This is a genomic window from Herbaspirillum sp. NPDC087042 (genome assembly GCF_044745245.1).
Taxonomy (GTDB): Bacteria; Pseudomonadota; Gammaproteobacteria; order Burkholderiales; family Burkholderiaceae_D; genus Herbaspirillum.
In genome coordinates, this window is sequence record NZ_JBIUZW010000021.1 from 39,499 (window position 1) to 57,673 (window position 18,175).

16 protein-coding genes are annotated in these 18,175 nt (G+C 64.8%); 7 read left to right on the forward strand and 9 right to left on the reverse strand.

Annotated features, from left to right (window positions below; genetic code table 11):
- Window positions 1–46: 46 nt before the first annotated feature.
- The 7 genes from rlmH to ACIPHN_RS23200 all read right to left on the reverse strand — a co-directional run bounded on the left by rlmH (window position 47) and on the right by ACIPHN_RS23200 (window position 6,104).
- A complete protein-coding gene (gene rlmH, locus ACIPHN_RS23170) occupies window positions 47–517 on the reverse strand; it encodes a 23S rRNA (pseudouridine(1915)-N(3))-methyltransferase RlmH (RefSeq protein WP_400440757.1) in 471 nt (156 codons plus the stop codon).
- The gene (gene rsfS, locus ACIPHN_RS23175) at window positions 517–1,305 is read right to left on the reverse strand and encodes a ribosome silencing factor (RefSeq protein WP_400440760.1); all 789 of its coding nucleotides are present in this window, start codon (window positions 1,303–1,305) and stop codon (window positions 517–519) included. Before rsfS ends, rlmH begins: the two co-directional genes overlap by 1 nt.
- On the reverse strand, window positions 1,305–1,970 hold the full coding sequence (locus ACIPHN_RS23180; RefSeq protein WP_400440763.1) for a nicotinate-nucleotide adenylyltransferase: 666 nt from the start codon (window positions 1,968–1,970) through the stop codon (window positions 1,305–1,307). The genes rsfS and ACIPHN_RS23180 overlap by 1 nt, the downstream gene beginning before the upstream one ends.
- Window positions 1,970–2,890, reverse strand: coding sequence for an oxygen-dependent coproporphyrinogen oxidase (gene hemF, locus ACIPHN_RS23185; protein ID WP_400440766.1), 921 nt, complete (start codon window positions 2,888–2,890; stop codon window positions 1,970–1,972). Before hemF ends, ACIPHN_RS23180 begins: the two co-directional genes overlap by 1 nt.
- A 133-nt stretch (window positions 2,891–3,023) precedes the next feature.
- The gene (locus ACIPHN_RS23190; RefSeq protein ID WP_400440768.1) at window positions 3,024–3,854 is read right to left on the reverse strand and encodes a mechanosensitive ion channel family protein; all 831 of its coding nucleotides are present in this window, start codon (window positions 3,852–3,854) and stop codon (window positions 3,024–3,026) included.
- Between the two features lie 221 nt (window positions 3,855–4,075).
- Window positions 4,076–5,344: a phosphoribosylamine--glycine ligase gene (purD, locus tag ACIPHN_RS23195; protein WP_400440770.1), complete on the reverse strand. Its 1,269-nt coding sequence runs from the start codon at window positions 5,342–5,344 to the stop codon at window positions 4,076–4,078.
- Window positions 5,345–5,378: 34 nt separating this feature from the next.
- On the reverse strand, window positions 5,379–6,104 hold the full coding sequence (locus ACIPHN_RS23200; RefSeq protein WP_400440773.1) for a YebC/PmpR family DNA-binding transcriptional regulator: 726 nt from the start codon (window positions 6,102–6,104) through the stop codon (window positions 5,379–5,381).
- 232 nt (window positions 6,105–6,336) lie between these two features.
- Between ACIPHN_RS23200 and ACIPHN_RS23205 the strand changes: the two genes are divergently transcribed.
- From ACIPHN_RS23205 to ACIPHN_RS23225, 5 genes are all read left to right on the forward strand, one after another.
- A complete protein-coding gene (locus ACIPHN_RS23205) occupies window positions 6,337–8,004 on the forward strand; it encodes a helicase HerA-like C-terminal domain-containing protein (RefSeq protein ID WP_400440776.1) in 1,668 nt (555 codons plus the stop codon).
- A 69-nt stretch (window positions 8,005–8,073) separates the two neighbouring features.
- Window positions 8,074–8,988 carry a DMT family transporter gene (locus tag ACIPHN_RS23210; protein ID WP_400440779.1) on the forward strand — a complete coding sequence of 305 codons (915 nt, stop codon included), beginning with the start codon at window positions 8,074–8,076 and terminating at the stop codon, window positions 8,986–8,988.
- A gap of 74 nt (window positions 8,989–9,062) precedes the next feature.
- Window positions 9,063–10,037, forward strand: a complete 975-nt coding sequence (locus ACIPHN_RS23215; protein WP_400440782.1) for a quinone oxidoreductase family protein — start codon at window positions 9,063–9,065, stop codon at window positions 10,035–10,037.
- An 18-nt stretch (window positions 10,038–10,055) separates the two neighbouring features.
- Window positions 10,056–10,226 (forward strand): hypothetical protein, encoded by a 171-nt coding sequence (locus ACIPHN_RS23220; protein WP_400440785.1) that lies wholly within the window; start codon window positions 10,056–10,058, stop codon window positions 10,224–10,226.
- A 174-nt stretch (window positions 10,227–10,400) separates the two neighbouring features.
- Window positions 10,401–11,552: an ABC transporter substrate-binding protein gene (locus ACIPHN_RS23225; protein ID WP_400440788.1), complete on the forward strand. Its 1,152-nt coding sequence runs from the start codon at window positions 10,401–10,403 to the stop codon at window positions 11,550–11,552.
- 6 nt (window positions 11,553–11,558) lie between these two features.
- Here ACIPHN_RS23225 and ACIPHN_RS23230 read toward each other — a convergent pair whose 3' ends face one another.
- A complete protein-coding gene (locus ACIPHN_RS23230) occupies window positions 11,559–12,221 on the reverse strand; it encodes a DUF4136 domain-containing protein (protein WP_400440791.1) in 663 nt (220 codons plus the stop codon).
- A gap of 451 nt (window positions 12,222–12,672) precedes the next feature.
- Between ACIPHN_RS23230 and pepN the strand changes: the two genes are divergently transcribed.
- Complete coding sequence (gene pepN, locus ACIPHN_RS23235; RefSeq protein ID WP_400440794.1) at window positions 12,673–15,369, forward strand: aminopeptidase N; 2,697 nt, start codon at window positions 12,673–12,675, stop codon at window positions 15,367–15,369.
- A gap of 41 nt (window positions 15,370–15,410) precedes the next feature.
- Window positions 15,411–16,412, forward strand: a complete 1,002-nt coding sequence (locus ACIPHN_RS23240; protein WP_400440797.1) for a class 1 fructose-bisphosphatase — start codon at window positions 15,411–15,413, stop codon at window positions 16,410–16,412.
- Between the two features lie 21 nt (window positions 16,413–16,433).
- On the opposite strand, the gene ACIPHN_RS23245 is transcribed toward ACIPHN_RS23240, so the two are convergent.
- Entirely contained in the window at window positions 16,434–18,035 is a 1,602-nt protein-coding gene (locus ACIPHN_RS23245) for a diguanylate cyclase (RefSeq protein ID WP_400440799.1), read from the reverse strand.
- Between the last annotated feature and the right edge of the window lie 140 nt (window positions 18,036–18,175).

Genomic DNA, 18,175 nt, shown 5'->3' on the forward strand with positions numbered 1-18,175 from the left:
GCCATGCATGTCAAGGGCCGGTGCCTGGCACCAGCGGTGGACGATCTCAGGCGCGGTGATACGGATGGTTCTGCGTAATCGACCACGCCCGGTACAGTTGCTCGGCCAGCATCACGCGCACCATGCCGTGCGGCAGGGTCATGCTGGAAATCCGGATGAGCGTATCGGCGCCGGCCTTGAACCCGGGATCGAGCCCGTCGGCGCCACCGATGACGAAGGCCACGTCGCGGCCATCCTGCTGCCACTGGACCAGTTGCTGGGACAGCTGCACCGAGGTCCAGTCGCGCCCGCGCTCGTCCAGCGCGATCACGCGCGCGCCCTTGGGCAGCGCCGCTTCGATCTTTTCGCGCTCCTGCGCCATCACGGTCTCGGCCGTGCGGCTGCCGGAACGTTCGATGGGTTTGATTTCCTTGAGGATGATCCGGCATTCCGGGGGCATGCGCTTGGCATACTCCTGGAAGCCGGTCTCGATCCACGCCGGCATCTTGTGGCCGACGGCAGCGATGACCAGCTGCATCAAGCCTTGCTGGCGCGCTTGGCAGCCGGCTTCTTGGCGGTGTCGCTCTTGGCGGGCGCCACGCGCACGGTCTTGCCGGTCGGGGTCTTGGGGGCGGCGGTCTTGCTGCGGGTGGTCGCGGCCTTGGGGGCTGCAGCCTTGGTGCCGACCGTCTTGGTGCCGGCAGCAGCGCCACGGGTGCTGGTGCTGCGGGTAGTGGTGGTCTTGGGCGCCGCGGTTTTGGTACCGGTGGTGCGGGTGGTACGGGTAGTGCCCGTGGCTGCGCGCGTGCCGGTAGCGGTGGTGGTGCGCGGCTTGCGGACCGGCTTCTTCGCTGCGTCCTCGTCGTCGTCCAGGGCCTGGCTGGCTTCGACCGCTTCGGCCTGGGCGCGGGTGCGGCGAGTCTTGGGCGCGGGCGTCTCCTCGACGGCGGCGCGCTTGGCGGCAGCCGAGGTGCCGGTGCGCTTGGCCGCGCCCAGCTTGACTTCCTTGTCGCCCCAGATTTCTTCCAGGCGGTAGTAGGTACGGATGGCCGGCTGCATGATGTGCACGATCATGTCACCCAGGTCGACCAGCACCCATTCACCGGTGTCTTCGCCTTCGACGCTGATGACATGGCCGCCCTTGGCCTTGACCTTGTCACGCACGGAGGCGGCCAGTGCCTTGGTCTGGCGGTTGGAGGTACCGGAGGCGATTGCCACGCGGTCGAACAGGCTGGTCAGGTGGGTGGTGTCGAAGATGCGGATTTCTTGCGCCTTGACGTCTTCCAGAGCGTCCACGACCAGGGTTTGCAGTTTTTTGATGTCCATTAGTTTCGGTACAGATGTTGTTGTTCGATATAGTCTAGCACCCTGCCCGGAATCAGCGAATCGGGTCGGGTGCCGCGTTGCAGCTGGGCACGGATTTCGGTCGAGGAGATATCGACCGCCAGCCCTAGGGCCAGGTAGCCGTATCCGTGCGTGGTGCTGCGGATCTCTTGCGGCGCAGCGCTGCGCCGCTTGAATTCTTCCCTCACGGCCGGCGGCACATGGGCGTCGGCCAGTTCAAAGCCGGGGCGCGAGGCGGCGCACAGGTGCGCGTAGTCAAACAGTTCCTGCCAGTGTTGCCAGGTATCCAGGTGCTGCAGCTGGTCGGCGCCCATCAGGAACACGATGGAGACCTCCGGTCCCAGCTCCGCGCGCAGTGCGCGCAGGGTGTCGATGGTATAGGTGGCGCTGGCGCGGCGGATTTCCTGCTCATCGATGAGCACCGGCAGCGGCTGGCTGTCGAAGGCGCGCCTTACCATCTCCACCCGGTCCGCCGGCGCGGCCTGCAGGCCGTGTTTCTGCCAGGGGTTGCCGGTGGGAATGATGCGCAGCTCATCCGGACGCAGCAGTTGCACGAAATGCTCGGCCAGCCGTACATGGCCATTGTGCACCGGATCGAAGCTGCCGCCGAGCACGGCAATGCAGCGTTGCGCCGCGGGCGGCGCCATTACAGCCATTCCTTGTGCACCAGGAAGTCGGTGTACAGGGCCGCCTCCGGCGAGCCGGCCTCGGGATGCCAGTCGTAGCGCCACTTCACCAGCGGCGGCATCGACATCAGGATCGATTCGGTACGGCCACCCGATTGCAGGCCGAACAGCGTACCCCGGTCGAAGACCAGGTTGAATTCCACATAGCGACCACGGCGATAGGCCTGGAAGTCGCGCTCCCGCTCACCATAAGGCGTTTCGCGGCGCGCTGCCACGATGGGCAGGTAGGCCGCCAGGAAGGCGTCGCCGACACTGCGCAGCATGGCAAAGGCCTCATCGAAGGGCAGGGCGTTGAAGTCATCGAAGAAGATGCCGCCCACGCCGCGCGGTTCCTTGCGGTGCTTCAGGTAGAAATACTCGTCGCACCAGGTCTTGAAGCGCGGATACAGCTCAGCGCCGAAGGGCTGCAGCGCATCGCGACAGGTGCGATGGAAATGGCGGGCATCCTCGGCCACGCCGTAATAGGGCGTCAGGTCCATGCCGCCACCGAACCACCAGACCGGCTCTTCACCCTCGGCGTGGGCAGTGAAGAAGCGCACGTTCATGTGCACCGTCGGCACATGCGGGTTGCGCGGATGCAGCACCAGCGATACGCCCATGGCTTCCCAGGCGCGTCCGGCCAGGTGCGGGCGGTTGGCTGCGGCCGACGGCGGCAGGTTCTTGCCCATCACATGCGAGAAACCGACCCCGCCACGCTCCAGCAACTTGCCTTCCTCGAGCAGGCGCGAGGTGCCACCGCCGCCTTCCGGGCGCTCCCAGGAGTCGGACAGGAAGGCAGAGCCGTCGGCTTCTTCAAGGGCCGCGACGATGCGCTGTTGCAGATCCTGCAGGTAGGTCTTGACGGAGGAGGCGTGGCTCGATGCGTTGGAAAGTGTGGTCACGGCGGGTCGCTCTGATGCACGGTTACTGGACGGAAATGCGTTCCAACCCGCCATTGTACCTTGACCGCCCCTCCCATGGGCGGCAAAAGCAGGCCCGGCGGCCGGGCCGGGCCTGCGGTGTGGGCTGGCAGCCTCAGCCAGGCTGCACCGGCGCCGACGGAACCGCCACCTGGTAGGTCGCCGGTGCCGGCCAGCCTTCCTTCAGGCAGACCTCGGCGATGGCATTCTGCACATCGTTGTAGACCTGGCCGAAATTGGGCGTGGGGGCGTGCACGCGCAGGGCGATCAGGGTGCCGGTGGCATTGAATTCCTGGATCACGATGCCCGGTGCCGGGGTTTCCAAGACATTGGGAATGGCCTTGATACGGGCGGTCAGCTTGGCGATGGCTTCCTGCGGATCGACACTGTAGGCAATCTGGCAACGCAGGTCGGTGCGGCGGGTAGCGTTGACGTTGTAGTTGATGATGTTGTCCGAGAACAGCTTGTTGTTGCCGATGACCACGCGCAGGTTGTTGTCGGTGGTGATGATGGTGGTCACCAGGCCGATGTCGGAGACCGTCCCGGTCTGGCCGGCGGCGGTGATGTAGTCACCCACCTTGAAGGGGCGCAGCACCACCAGGAAGATGCCGGCCGCGAAGTTCGACAGCAGGCCCGACCAGGCCACGCCCAGCGCCACGCCGACGGCGCCGATCATGGCGGCGAACGAGGTGGTGGGGATGCCGCACACTTCCAGGATGCCCATCACCAGCAGCACCCGCAGGATCACATGCATGGCCGAGCTGGCGTAGTTGATCAGGGTGGTCTCGAACTGGCGCGCCGTCAGCACGCGGCGGATTATCTTGGCGACGGTGTTGATGAGTATGCCGCCAATGATCCAGATGGCGAGGGCGGCGATCACCTTCAGGCCGAACGGGACCAGGTAGAGGTTGATCAGGGTGTCGAGGTTGAGGAGGTGTTGCGGCATCGAGGATTCCTTTCCTGCTTGTTATTGCGTATGGGGTACGAGGGTGATGAGGGTGCAGCGGGCTGGCACCTGCAGTCCTTAGTGCGCGCATGGACTGCTTTTGTTGCAGCGCATGAGCGCATTTTATGCCAGGCGGCGCCAGCCAAAATGACGATCCCCCGCAATGCGCCTGGCATTGCGGGGGATCGTGCGGTCCGGTCGGACGCAGCCGTGCCTGAGGCTTAGCGCTTCAGGGCGCGCCAGCCGATGTCGCGACGCATCTGCGAGCCGGCGAAGTGGATCAGGTCGGCGGCATCATAGGCATGTTTCTGCGCAACCTTGACGCTGTCGCCCAGGCCCACCACGCACAGCACGCGACCACCGTTGGTGGTCAGCTTGTCGTCGTTGAGGGTGGTGCCGGCGTGGAAGGTCACGCAATCCGCGGTTTCGACCGGGATATCGGTGATCAGGTCACCCTTGCGTGGTTCTTCCGGATAACCATGCGCGGCCATGACCACGCCCAGCGCGGTACGGCGATCCCATTCCAGCTCGACCTTGTCCAGGGTGCCGGTGACAGCGTGTTCGAACACCGTCAGCAGGTCGGTCTTCAGGCGCGCCATGATGGGCTGGGTTTCCGGGTCGCCCATGCGGCAGTTGAATTCCAGCGTCTTGGGGTTGCCTTCGGCGTCGATCATCAGGCCGGCATACAGGAAGCCGGAGAAGGGGATGCCATCCTTGGCCATGCCCTGCACGGTCGGCACGATGATCTCGCGCATCACGCGGGCATGCAGCGCCGGGGTGACGATGGGGGCCGGCGAATAGGCACCCATGCCGCCGGTGTTGGGGCCCTGGTCGTGGTCCAGCAGGCGCTTGTGGTCCTGGCTGGTGGCCAGCGGCAGGATGTTCTTGCCATCCACCATGACGATGAAGGAAGCCTCTTCACCGGCCAGGAATTCCTCGATCACCACACGGGCACCGGCGTCGCCGAGCTTGTTGTCGGAGAGCATCATGTCCACGGCCGAATGGGCTTCTTCCAGCGTCATGGCCACCACCACACCCTTGCCGGCAGCCAGGCCGTCGGCCTTGATGACGATGGGCGCGCCCTTCTGGGCGATGTAGTCGTGCGCTGGGGCCAGCTCGGAGAAGGTCTGGTACTCGGCCGTAGGGATCGCATGGCGATGCATGAAGGCCTTGGCGAAATCCTTGGAGCTTTCCAGCTGGGCGGCTTCGCGGGTGGGGCCGAAGATCTTCAGGCCACGGGCGCGGAAGACGTTGACGATACCGGCCGCCAGCGGGCCTTCGGGACCGACCACGGTCAGCGCCACATGCTCCTGCTCGACGAAGTCGGCCAGGGCCACCGGATCGGTGATGGCGATGTTTTGCAGGCGCTCGTCGAGCGCGGTGCCGCCATTACCGGGAGCGACATAGACCGTCTGGATGCGCGGCGACTTGGCAATGGTCCAGGCCAGCGCATGTTCACGGCCACCGGAGCCAACAACTAGGATTTTCATGGGATATGGGAGTAAAAGTGGCGATTCGGGGCAATTATTCTTCGATCACGGCGTTGGTATAGAGCTCCTGGGTATCGTCCAGGTTCTCCAGTGCATCCAGCAATTTCTGCATCTTCACGCCATCCTCGCCGGCAAACACGGTCTCGGTCGCGGGCTTCATGGTGATCTCGGCGACTTCGGCCTTGAAACCGGCGGCTTCCATGGCGCTCTTCACGGCCGCGAAGTCATGCGGGCCGGTCAGCACTTCGATGCCGCCTTCCTCGTCGGTGATGACGTCGTCGGCACCGGCTTCCAGGGCCGCTTCCATGACGGCGTTCTCATCGGTGCCGGGGGCGTACATCAGCTGGCCGCAATGCTTGAACATGAAGGCCACAGAACCTTCCGTACCCATGTTGCCACCGAACTTGGAGAAGGCATGGCGCACTTCGGCCACGGTACGCACGCGGTTGTCGGTCATGCAATCGACGATGATGGCAGCGCCGTTGATGCCGTAGCCTTCGTAGCGCACTTCCTCGTAGTTCACGCCGTCCAGGGCGCCGGTGCCGCGCTGGATGGCGCGGGTCACGTTGTCCTTGGGCATGTTGGCGTCGGAGGCACGGTCCACCGCCAGGCGCAGGCGCGGGTTGGCGTCCGGATCGCCGCCGCCCATGCGGGCAGCCACGGTGATTTCCTTGATCAGACGCGTCCAGATACGACCACGCCTTTCATCCTGACGGCCTTTACGGTGCTGAATATTGGCCCATTTGCTGTGTCCAGCCATGTTGAATCTTTCGTGCGAGATGGTGAGGCCAGAGCGTCCCGTTGCGCCCCGCTGCGCCCGTCCGGGGGCGGGCCACGAAGACGGGCGCCGCCGGCAACGAATCGGTGCAGAAGAGGACAAAGCACAGGCAGGTCCCATAAGATGGACGTCTGCTGCCACGTTCTGACTATAATCGGGCGGGCATTTTACCATACCGCTACCCCGTGATTTCCGCCTTGCGAGGCTTGCCGACATGATTAATCCACTTCCCATCGCCGTTGAGTGCGGCCATTCTGGCGGGCAACTCTGCCTGCTGCCGCAACTGGCCAACCGCCACGGCTGCATCACCGGCGCCACCGGCACCGGCAAGACCGTGACCCTGCAGGTACTGGCCCAGGCCCTCTCGGAGATCGGCGTGCCGGTCTTCATGGCCGATGTCAAGGGCGACCTGTCGGGTCTGGGCAAGGCCGGCAGCGCCTCGCCCAAGACCCGCGAGCGCCTGGCCCAACTGGGTTTGCCCGAGCCAGCCTGGGCCGCCGCGCCGGTGGCCTTCTGGGATGTCTTCGGCGAGCAGGGCCATCCGGTGCGGGCCACCATCTCCGACATGGGTCCGCTGATGCTGGCGCGCATGCTCAACCTCAACGATACCCAGCAGGGCGTGCTGCAGCTGGTGTTCAAGATCGCCGACGACAACGGCCTGCTGCTGCTCGATACCAAGGACCTGCGCGCCATGCTGCAGCACGTGGGCGAGAACGCGGCGCAGTTCAAGACCGAATACGGCAACATCTCGGCGGCCAGCATCGGCGCCATCCAGCGCGGCCTGATCGGCATCGACGAGCAGGGCGGTGACCGCTTCTTCGGCGAGCCCATGCTCGACATCGCCGACTGGATGCAGACCGACGGCCAGGGGCGTGGCATCATCAACATCCTGGCGGCCGACAAGCTCATGAACGCGCCGCGCCTGTATTCGACCTTCCTGCTGTGGATGCTCTCGGAGCTGTTCGAGCACCTGCCCGAAGTGGGCGACCTGGACAAGCCCAAGATGGTCTTCTTCTTCGACGAGGCCCACCTGCTCTTCGACGAAGCCCCCAAGCCGCTGCTGCAGAAGATCGAACAGGTGGTGCGCCTGATCCGCTCCAAGGGCGTGGGCGTGTATTTCGTGACCCAGAATCCGCTGGATATCCCCGACACCGTACTCGGCCAGCTGGGCAACCGCGTGCAGCACGCTCTGCGTGCCTACACCCCGCGCGACCAGAAGGCCGTCACCGCCGCCGCCGAGACTTTCCGGCCCAATCCCCAGCTCAATACCGCCCAGGCCATCACCGAGCTGGGCGTGGGTGAGGCCCTGGTGTCCTTCCTGGACGAGAAGGGCCGACCCAACGTGGTCGAGCGCGGCTACATCCTGACGCCGCCTTCGCAGATCGGCCCGCTGAGTGCCGACGAGCGGCGCGCCCTGATCGCTTCCTCGCTGGTGGCCGGGGTCTATGAACAGGCAATCGATCGCGAGTCGGCCTACGAGCGCCTCAAGGGCCGGGCGGCGCAACAGCCACAACCCCAGCCACAGCCGGCGCCGTCTGCCCCGGCCGCCACCGAACCGACTCCGGCCCCGGCGGACGACAATGCCTGGGGCGCCTCGGCCGGTCGCAGCGCGCCGGCTCCGGCGCCGGCACCACGCCCCACGGGCGGCAGCCGCATGCCGCCCGCGAGTGCGCCTGCGCCGCAGACGACACAGGAGGAGGGCGGCGGCCTGGGTGACCTGCTCAAGGATGCCGCCGGCGGCATCTTCGGCAATGGTGGCGGTAGCCGTCGCAGCGATTCGCCCCTGCAAGCCATGGTCAAGTCGGCCGCCCGCAGCATCGGTTCCCAGGTCGGGCGCGAGATCATCCGCGGCGTGCTGGGTTCGCTGATGAAGAAGCGCTGATGCGCTCCTGATCGCTACCGAAGCGACCGTCCCCGGCACCATGCCGGCGGACGGTTTACAATCGCGGCCATGATCGCTGCCACTCCCCATTCCGTGCCGCGCCAGGCCTTCCTGGGCGGACTTGTCCTCGCCATCGTCGGCGCCATCTTCTTCTCCGCCAAGGCCATCGTGGCCAAGCTGATGTACCGCTATCAGGTCGATGCGGTCATGGTCATCACCCTGCGCATGGTGTTTTCCTTCCCCATGTTCGCTGTCGTGGCCGTCTGGAAAGCCCGCACCCAGCCGCCGCTGGCGCGCGCCGACTACCTGCGCATCCTGGTGCTGGGCCTGATGGGCTACTACCTGTCGAGCTTTCTCGACTTCCTCGGCCTGCAGTACATCTCGGCCGGGCTGGAGCGGTTGATCCTGTTCCTGACGCCTTCCTTCGTGATGCTGATCGCCTTTTTCTTCTTCAAGCGCAAGGTCGGCTGGATCGAATGGGCAGCGCTGCTGGTGTCCTACTTCGGCACCGTGCTGGTATTGCAGCATGACCTGCATGCCGGCGGCAGCGATGTCATCCTGGGCAGCCTGCTGGTGCTGGGCTCGGCCTTCAGCTATTCGATCTACCTGATTTCCTCGGGCGAGCTGGTGCGTCGCGTGGGGGCGGTGCGACTGGTGGCCTATGCCATGTGCGTCTCCAGCGTGGCCTGCGTGATCCAGTTCTTCGTGCTGCGCAGTCCCGGCGAACTGTTCACCCAGGCTGCCGGCGTCTATCAGCTCTCGCTCTTCAATGCCGTCTTCTGTACCGTGCTGCCGGTGTTCCTGACGATGGTCGCGGTGGCCCGCATCGGCGCGCCCACGGCGGCCCAGGCCGGACTGGTGGGACCGGTCTCGACGCTGTTCATGGGGGCCGTGCTGCTGGACGAACCCATCACCGGCATCCAGTTGCTGGGGACTTCGCTGGTGCTGGCCGGGATGTGGCTGCTCTCGCGCAAGAAGACCTGAGGCGTTCTATACTGCCCCACTGACGAATTTCCCCGCATTGCGCCCAGCGCGAACCCGACAACAAGGAGACCCAGATGGCAAAAGCAATCCGCATCAGCAAGACCGGCGGCCCCGAGGTGATGGAATATGTCGACGTCGAGGTCGGCGAGCCCGGCCCCGGCGAGGTCCGCATCCGCCATGCGGCGGTGGGGCTGAACTTCATCGACTGCTATTTCCGTTCCGGCCTGTATCCGCAACCACTGCCAGCCGGCCTGGGCCAGGAAGCCGCCGGCACCATCGAAGCCGTGGGCGCTGGTGTGAGCGACTTCAAGGTGGGGGACCGGGTGGCCTATGCCGGCCGTCCCAATGGATCGTACGCCGAAGCGCGCGTGATGCCGGCCGACATCCTGGTCAAGCTGCCCGACGCCATCAGCTTCGACACGGCCGCCGCCATGATGCTGCAGGGCATGACCGTGCAATATCTGCTGCGCCAGACCTATGCGGTCCAGCCGGGCGACACCATCCTGTTCCACGCTGCCGCCGGCGGCATCGGCCTGATCGCCTGCCAGTGGGCGCGTGCCCTGGGCGTGAACCTGATCGGCACCGTCAGCAGCGATGAAAAAGCCGCGCTGGCCAAGGCCCATGGCGCCACCCACGTCATCAACTACAAGACCGAGAACTTCGTCGAACGCGTCAAGGACATCACCGGTGGTCGTGGCGTCCAGGTGGTCTATGACTCCATCGGCCGCGACACCTTCATCGGCTCGCTGGATTGCCTGCGCCCGCGCGGCATGATGGTCAGCTTCGGCAATGCCTCCGGACCGGCAGCGCCGTTCGCGGTCTCCGAGCTGGCCTCGCGCGGCTCGCTGTTCCTGACCCGTCCCTCGCTGGGCAACTACACCTCCACCCGCGCCGAACTCGACGCCACGGCGGCCGACCTGTTCGCCATGGTCGAGAGCGGCCAGGTCAGCATCGAGATCAACCAGCGCTATGCCTTGAAGGACGTGGCCCAGGCCCATGCCGATCTGGAAGGTCGCAAGACCACCGGCTCCACCATCCTGGTTCCCTGATCGCCCCACGGAGCCGCCATGGACAAGCCACAACACGACAGCGGGCAGGGTAATCCGATGCACCATCCGCCGGAGCAGGCCAGCGGTAGCGATGGCACACCCAAGTTCGGCCGCCTGCTGGTGGTGCTGATCAGCGCGGTGCTGCTGATCGTGGTCATCACCTTTGCCAGCGAAGCCTATTTTTCTTAGATGAAGTCGAATTACTTCGGGGTGACTCTCGCAAGTTATCGGTAATTGCCGCCAAAAATGCGCCAATGGCGCATTTTCTTCCTGCTTGGCCGTCAAATGCACCCCTGGTGCCCATCGTGTGGAAGTGCTTCCCGATGGCGCAGCAGGGGTGAACTTTTTTGGCGGGAGAGGGAGATGGGATGGAGTTCGCACGCCAGGCTGCGAGTCTGCCTGGGCATGGTCATTGCCTTGCTGGCGGGGGCGTCGGCGGCAGAAACCGGCGTGAGCCAGACCGAAGTGTTGCTGGGCCAATCGGCGCCTTTTTCAGGCCCGGCAGCAGAAGTGGGCAGGGATTTCCTGGTCGGCGCCCAGACCTATTTTTCAGAACTCAATGCCCGTGGCGGCGTGCACGGACGTCGTGTGCGCCTGCTGAGCCTGGACGATCGCTACGAACCCGAGCGCACATTGGCCAATACCCAGCAACTGGTCTGGCGCGACCGGGTGTTTGCGCTGTTCGGCTTTTCGGGGACTCCCACGCTGCTGGCGGCAATGCCGGCCATCAAGGAATCGGGTATTCCGGTGTTTGCGCCGCTGTCGGGAGCGGCGGTCTTCCGCGAACCCTTCAATCGCCAGATCTTCCATGTCCGCGCCAGCTACGCGCAGGAAACCAATTTCCTGCTGCGCCAGCTGCAGGGCACCGGGCGCCGCAAGGTCGCGGTGTTCTACCAGAACGACGAACTGGGCAAGAGCATGCTCGATACCCTGCGCCAGCGTGCGCTGAGCTACGGACTCACGCTGGTGGGGAGCGCCGCCATCGAGCGCAACAGCGTGGACGTGCAGGCAGCGGCCGAGGCATTGCTGAAGATGAAGCCCGATGTGGTGATCCTGGTGGTGTCCTACCAGCCTGCCGCCGCGCTGATCTCGCGCATGCGCGGGGATGGCTACCTGGGCGGCTTTTCCAACTATTCCTTCGTGGGCAGCGTGTCGCTGGCGGCGCGCATCCGGCAGGGCGGGGCGGGGATAGAGATCACGCAGGTGGTGCCCTTTCCCAACAAGGCCAGCCTGCCCATCGTCTACGAATACCAGAAGGCGGTCGCGCATACCCCCGGCGCGGCCTGCAACTTCGTCGGCCTGGAAGGCTATATCGCCGCGCGTGCGCTGACGGAGGGCCTGCGGCGGGCCGGACGCAATCTCAGCCGCGACGGCCTGATCAGGGCGCTGGAGACGATCACGCCCGAGAACTATGACGGCGGCGGGTTTTCCCTGCATTTCAGGCGCGGCAACCACAATGGCTCGGATTTCGTCGACCTGACCGCCATCGGCAGCGGTGGCCGCTTCCTGAACTGAGCGCGCTCAGTCGGCCGGCTGGCCGTTCTTGCCCACCTTCATCGAGATATGCCGCGTCACCCCGCTGGGGCCGGGGAAGCCGGAAAACGCCGCGCGCACCATATAGGGCATGGCGGCGGACAGGCCGGCGCGGTTGCCATCGCTGTCGACCACCACGTCGAAGAGCTTCTTGCCATCGGCCACCGACGAGATACCGATCTGCAGCCGGCGCAGGAACACCGGATAGCTGGTGGTCTGCATGGGGCCGCCGTTCCAGAAGGGATCATAGAAAGGGCCATAGGGACCGTAGGGGCCGTAGAAACCATAGGGATGTGGCCCGAAGCGGCCCCAGCCTGGTGGCGGTCCATAGAAGAAGGGATCATAGGCCGGGCGGGTCACTACCACCTGCTCGGTACTCATGCCATAGCTGACATTGACGCTCAACTGGGCCGCCTGGCGGTCCTGGGCTTCGGTAAATCCCAGGACTTGCAGCTCCTGGCGGATCAGGCCGGTGTAGTTGTCATATTCCAGGTTGTTCTGCTGATCGGGGGTGGGGGCAAACACATAGGCGCGCCCCGCTGCCTGCGGCGGCCAGGCATGGAAGGACGTGACATTGCTCTCGATGACCGAGGCGCAGCCGGACAGCAGCAGGCTGGCAGCCGCGAGGAAGGGGTAGAGCCAGCGTTTCATGAAGATACTCCAGTCAAAAAGGCCATCCGGGCGTCGGGCTGGGCTGCCTGTGGTTGGGAAAGGGGCGGCGTGCGCAGGGTAGGACCGTCGGGCGGGTTGTTTTATCCCGTTTGCTCCCGTTTGCTGCCGTTTGCACCTGCTGCCCCATTCTGGCGCACGGCGCCATGTCGCTATTGTAGTGCGGTAGTGCGGCGCCGTCGCCAGCGGTCACAGCGAACCATCGCCGCATGAACAGGTCTGTCAAGGAGCCGTCGGGCTGATTTCCATCCGCGCCCGGCGGGATGATTGGTAAAATCGGGGCTTTGCTGCATTTGAGCTTTTCTTTTGCAGCGTGCGCGCATTTGCCATAACGCGCTATAACTCGCTATAACCCGCTATAACCCGCTATAACCCGCTATAACCGCTTTTTACCTGCGTTTTCATCTCCATTTCCTATCCCGGACAGGCTTCCATGCGCACCGATACGCCCCAGACGATCTACCGTAAAGACTACGCCGCTCCCAATTACCTGGCCGACACCGTCGAGATGGGCTTCGACCTCGACCCGGCGGCCACCCGCGTGGCCACCCGCATCACCATGACCCGTAACCCGGCCGCCAAGGGCCGCGACCTCGTGCTCTTCGGCGAGGAGCTGGAACTGGTGGCCCTGCGCGTGAACGGCAAGACGCTCTCCGAGGCCCGGGGCGATTTCCGCCTGGCCGCTGGCGTACTGACCATCCCCGCCGCTCCGGCCAAGGCCGAACTTGAAATCGAGACCCTGATCCATCCCGAGCGCAATACCTCGCTGATGGGCCTGTATGTCTCCAACGGCAATTTCTTCACCCAGTGCGAAGCCGAGGGCTTCCGCAAGATCACCTATTTTCCCGATCGCCCGGACGTGATGGCGAAATTCACCGTGATGCTGCGTGCCGACAAGGCCCGCTATCCGGTGCTGCTCTCCAACGGCAACCTGGTCGAAGAGGGCGAGCTGCCTGACGGCCGTCACTATGCCAAGTGGGAAGATCCGTTCAAGAAGCCCTCCTACCTGTTCGCCCTGGTGGCCGGCCAGCTGGTCTGCCAGGAAGAAACGGTGCGCCTGCATTCGGGCCGCGATGCGCTGCTGCAGGTATGGGTGGAAGACGGCAATCTGGACAAGACCCAGCACGCCATGGATTCGCTCAAGAACAGCATCACCTGGGACGTCGAGCGCTTCGGCCTGGACCTCGACCTGGACCGCTTCATGATCGTCGCCGTGGGTGACTTCAACATGGGCGCCATGGAAAACAAGGGCTTGAACATCTTCAACACCAAGTACGTGCTGGCCAATCCGCGCATCGCCACCGATGTCGATTTCGCCAACATCGAAGCGGTGGTCGGTCACGAGTATTTCCACAACTGGACCGGCAACCGCGTCACCTGCCGCGACTGGTTCCAGCTCTCCCTGAAGGAAGGCCTGACCGTCTTCCGCGACCAGGAATTCTCGGCCGACATGATCGGCAGCGACAGTGGTCGCGCCGTCAAGCGCATCGATGACGTGCGCGTGCTGCGCCAGGCGCAGTTCCCGGAGGATGCCGGCCCGATGGCGCATCCGGTGCGTCCCGACTCCTACGTCGAGATCAACAATTTCTACACCGTCACCGTGTACGAAAAGGGTGCCGAAGTGGTGCGCATGTACCAGACCCTGCTGGGCCGCGAAGGCTTCCGCAAGGGCATGGATCTCTACTTCAAGCGCCATGACGGCCAGGCCGTGGCCTGCGACGACTTCCGCGCCGCCATGGCCGACGCCAATGGCCGCGACCTGTCGCAGTTCGAGCGCTGGTACAGCCAGGCCGGTACGCCCCAGGTCCAGGCCCGCATGGACTACGACGCCAAGCGCAAGACCCTGACCCTGACGCTGGAGCAAAGCTGCCCGGCAACGCCAGGACAAAAGAAGAAGCAGCCCTTCCACATCCCCGTGGCCGTGGGCCTGCTGGACGCCCGGGGCCGCGACCTGCCGCTGACGCTGGAAGGCGAGAAGAAGGCCGGTGCCACCACCCGCGTGCTGGAACTGACCAAGAGCAAGCAGAGCTTCAGCTTCACCAACGTGGCCGAAAAGCCGGTGCCGTCGCTGCTGCGTGGTTTCTCCGCGCCGGTGGTGCTGCAGTTCGAATACAGCGATGCCGATCTGGCCTTCCTGATGGCCCACGACAGCGATGCCTTCAACCGCTGGGAAGCCGGCCAGCGCCTGGCCATGCGTCGCCTGCTGAGCCTCACCGTGGCCGTGCAGGCTGCGCGCCAGTCGGGTCATGTGGTGGCGGTGGATACGGTGCTCAGCAACATCGAGCACGACGGCGCCCTGGCCGAAGCGCTGCGCGCCACGCTCAGGGATGCCACGCTGGATCCGGCCTTCCGCGAGCTGGCACTGACCCTGCCCTCGGAAACCATGATCGCCGAGCAGATGGAAGTCATCGATCCGCATGCCATCCACGTGGCACGCCAGTTCCTGCGCCGCTCGCTGGCGCGCGAACTGCGCGAGGACCTGCTGGCGGCCTATCAGGCCAACCAGACCCCGGGCGACTACAGCCCTGATGCCGCAGCCTCCGGCCGCCGTGCGCTGAAGAACGTGGCCCTGTCCTACCTGGCCGAGCTCGATGATGCCGAGGCCATGGCGCTGGCGCAGCAGCAGGATGCCGATGCCAACAACATGACCGACCGCCTGGCTGCGCTGGCGGCCGTCCTCAACAGTGCCGCGCCGGGCAAGAGCGAGGCGCTGCAGCGCTTCTACACCGAGTTCGAGCAGGAAGCCCTGGTCATCGACAAATGGTTCAGCCTGCAGGCCACGGCCCGCGATGCCGACGTCAACACCGTGCGTACGCTGGGCGAGCACCCGGCCTTCACGCTGAAGAACCCGAACCGCGCGCGCAGCCTGATCTTCAGCTTCTGCAACGGCAATCCCTCGGCCTTCCATGCCCTGGATGGCAACGGCTACAGCTTCTGGGCCGAGCAGGTCATCGCGCTCAACGCCAGCAATCCGCAAGTGGCCGCACGCCTGGCGCGCAGCCTGGACCGCTGGCGCAAGTACACGCCGGCCCTGCAGGAAAAGATGCGCCTGGCCCTGCAACAGGTGGCCGCCGCGCCCAAGCTCTCGCGCGATGTCTTGGAAGTCATCAGCAAGGCGCTGGCCAACTGATTCTCATATTTTTTATATATTTATAAACAAGGAAGACCACCATGAAACGCATCAGCCTGACCCAACACCTGATCGAGCAGCAACGCCTGCACAACAAGATCCCGTCCGAGCTGCGCCTGTTGATCGAAGTCGTCGGTCGCGCCTGCAAGTCGATCTCGCACGCCGTTGGCAAGGGCGCGCTGGGCGAGGTGCTGGGCAGCGCCGGCAGCGAGAACGTGCAGGGCGAAGTGCAGAAGAAGCTGGACGTGATCTCCAACGAGATCCTGCTGGAAGCCAATGAATGGGGCGGTCACCTGGCGGCCATGGCCTCCGAGGAAATGGAGACCATCCACCGCATCCCCAACCGCTATCCCAAGGGCGAATACCTGCTGATGTTCGATCCGCTGGACGGCTCCTCCAACATCGACGTCAACGTCTCCATCGGCACCATCTTCTCGGTGCTCAAGGCCCCCGAAGGCATGACCGAACCCAGCGAGCAGGACTTCATGCAGCCTGGCACCAAGCAGGTCGCCGCCGGCTATGCCGTCTATGGCCCGCAGACCGTGCTGGTGCTGACCACCGGCGACGGCGTGCACTGCTTCACGCTGGACCGCGAGATGGGCGCCTGGGTGCTGACCCAGAAGGACATCAAGATTCCCGAAGACACCAAGGAATTCGCCATCAACGCCTCCAACCAGCGTCACTGGTTCCCGCCGGTCAAGCGCTATGTGGATGAAATGCTGGAGGGCGTCACCGGTCCGCGCGCCAAGGACTTCAACATGCGCTGGATCGCCTCCATGGTGGCCGACGTGCATCGCATCCTCAACCGCGGCGGCATCTTCATGTACCCGGCCGACGCCCGCGAACCCAACAAGCCCGGCAAGCTGCGCCTGATGTACGAAGCCAATCCGATGGCCTTCATCGTCGAACAGGCGGGCGGCGCCGCCACCGATGGCCAGCAGCGCATCCTCGACATCCAGCCGGAAAAGCTGCACCAGCGCGTGGCCGTGTTCCTGGGCTCGAAGAATGAAGTCGATCGCGTGACTTCGTATCACCAGCAATAAGCCAGGAGATCAGGAGGAGGGCTAGCCTTTCTCCTGCTCAGTGCCTGTCTGGACGGCGCCTGCGGGCGCCGTTTTGCCGGGTGCTGCCAGTCTCACCTGGTTGCGCCCGCCATGCTTGGCTTCATAGAGCGCCGCATCGGCGCTGCCCAGCAATTGCTCCACCGAGATGTCTTGCGGCGCCAGCAGTTCGAGCGCGCAGACCCCGCCGCTGACCGTCACCACGCCCACCGGGTTGCCACGATGGGCAATGTCCAGCGCCTGGATGCCGGCCCGGATCTTCTCGGCCACCGCGAAGGCGCCTGCCGCATCGGTGTCGGGCAGCAGCATCAGCATTTCCTCGCCACCATAGCGCGCTGCCAGATCGCCCGGACGGCGCTGCCTGTCCCGCAGCACTCCCGACACCCGTCGCAGGCATTCATCGCCAGCCTGGTGGCCGTAGAGATCGTTGTACTGCTTGAAGAAATCGACATCGATCATCACCACCGAGAGGGCGCGGCCGCTGCGCATGGCGCGCCGGTATTCGCTCTCCAGTACGGTATCGAGATGACGCCGGTTGGCCAGCCCGGTGAGGCCATCCTGATGGACCAGCATCTCCAGCCGGTGGTTGGCCTGCTGCAGTTCGCGCATGGCCTGCAGGAGCTTGACCTCCGCAGCCAGGCGCAGGTCGATCTGGCCGATCATGCGCCAGCCGAACAGGCCGATGATCATCAGCAACAGCAACACGGCGACACCATAGACCACGGTCTGTTGCCGCCATTCGGCCATGGCCTCGTCGCGCGCCAGCGTCACCACCAGTACCAGCGGATATTTTTCCACGGCCTGGTAGGACAGGTAGCGCTCCACGCCATCCAGGCGCGAGACCGTCTCGAGATAGCCGCTCGGGCTTACCGGCAGCAGATCCTTGAAGACCTTGCCATCGCTGAAGTCGCGGTTGACGAAGGTGCTGTCGAAGGGCAAGCGGGTCAGCAGGGTACCCTGGCGCAGCATCAGGGCTATGGAGCCGCCGTGGCCGATATCGACGGTGCGGTACAGTTCGTTGAAGTGCTCCACTTCCAGGGTGGCCAGCAGGACACCGGCAAAGCTGCCATCGGGATGATTGAGGCGGCGCGACATCGGGATGATCCAGTGACCGGTGCTGCGGCTGATGAGTGCCTTGCCGATGAGTGGACGAGGATCGGTGTGGTCGCGATGGTAGATGAAGTAATCGCGGTCGCTGTTGTTGGCGCCGGCGATCCTGGGGGGCGAGGAGCTGACGACCCGGTTGCCCTCGGCATCGTAGACGTAGAGCCCGTCAAGTTGCGGCATCTCGGCGGACAGGCGACGCAGGACCGGCAACAGCTGCGTGAGCTGGGTGCTGTGGATGCCGACGGTATTGATCCGGTCGCCCACGTCAAGCAGCAGGCCGTCGGTGGCCTGGAAGACGTCATAGGCATGGCGCGCCAGCGCCTTGGCGATGTTGCCGGAATAGATGCGTGCGCTCTCCAGGTGCGCCTGCCTGGCCTCCCAGCTTTGCCAGATGTGGCCGCTGGCGATGGCGGCACAGATCAGGATCACGAACAGCCTGGCGCGGCGCGCCAGCGAATGGCGCGCGACTTGCCCGGCTTTTGCCAGTATCGGCCGCATGCTTGTCTCCCCCCTCGGGCAGCGTTGTCGATGGCGCTGCCGTCCTCTCTTTCAGTATAGGGAGAAGCCGCGGCGTAGCTGGGCAAGATTAGTTCGTGAAAAACCGTCCAATTCGGGCGCTAGGTGCCGGCGCGAGGGGC

Excerpts from the sequence above, each read along its gene's own strand:
- ACIPHN_RS23230 (WP_400440791.1), bottom strand. The coding sequence starts at position 12,221 with ATGAAACGCTGGCTCTACCCCTTCCTCGCGGCTGCCAGCCTGCTGCTG.
- rlmH (WP_400440757.1), bottom strand. The coding sequence starts at position 517 with ATGCAGCTGGTCATCGCTGCCGTCGGCCACAAGATGCCGGCGTGGATC.
- rsfS (WP_400440760.1), bottom strand. The coding sequence starts at position 1,305 with ATGGACATCAAAAAACTGCAAACCCTGGTCGTGGACGCTCTGGAAGAC.
- ACIPHN_RS23220 (WP_400440785.1), top strand. The coding sequence starts at position 10,056 with ATGGACAAGCCACAACACGACAGCGGGCAGGGTAATCCGATGCACCAT.
- ACIPHN_RS23240 (WP_400440797.1), top strand. The coding sequence starts at position 15,411 with ATGAAACGCATCAGCCTGACCCAACACCTGATCGAGCAGCAACGCCTG.
- pepN (WP_400440794.1), top strand. The coding sequence starts at position 12,673 with ATGCGCACCGATACGCCCCAGACGATCTACCGTAAAGACTACGCCGCT.
- purD (WP_400440770.1), bottom strand. The coding sequence starts at position 5,344 with ATGAAAATCCTAGTTGTTGGCTCCGGTGGCCGTGAACATGCGCTGGCC.
- ACIPHN_RS23210 (WP_400440779.1), top strand. The coding sequence starts at position 8,074 with ATGATCGCTGCCACTCCCCATTCCGTGCCGCGCCAGGCCTTCCTGGGC.
- ACIPHN_RS23205 (WP_400440776.1), top strand. The coding sequence starts at position 6,337 with ATGATTAATCCACTTCCCATCGCCGTTGAGTGCGGCCATTCTGGCGGG.
- ACIPHN_RS23245 (WP_400440799.1), bottom strand. The coding sequence starts at position 18,035 with ATGCGGCCGATACTGGCAAAAGCCGGGCAAGTCGCGCGCCATTCGCTG.
- ACIPHN_RS23190 (WP_400440768.1), bottom strand. The coding sequence starts at position 3,854 with ATGCCGCAACACCTCCTCAACCTCGACACCCTGATCAACCTCTACCTG.
- ACIPHN_RS23180 (WP_400440763.1), bottom strand. The coding sequence starts at position 1,970 with ATGGCGCCGCCCGCGGCGCAACGCTGCATTGCCGTGCTCGGCGGCAGC.
- ACIPHN_RS23225 (WP_400440788.1), top strand. The coding sequence starts at position 10,401 with ATGGGATGGAGTTCGCACGCCAGGCTGCGAGTCTGCCTGGGCATGGTC.
- ACIPHN_RS23215 (WP_400440782.1), top strand. The coding sequence starts at position 9,063 with ATGGCAAAAGCAATCCGCATCAGCAAGACCGGCGGCCCCGAGGTGATG.
- ACIPHN_RS23200 (WP_400440773.1), bottom strand. The coding sequence starts at position 6,104 with ATGGCTGGACACAGCAAATGGGCCAATATTCAGCACCGTAAAGGCCGT.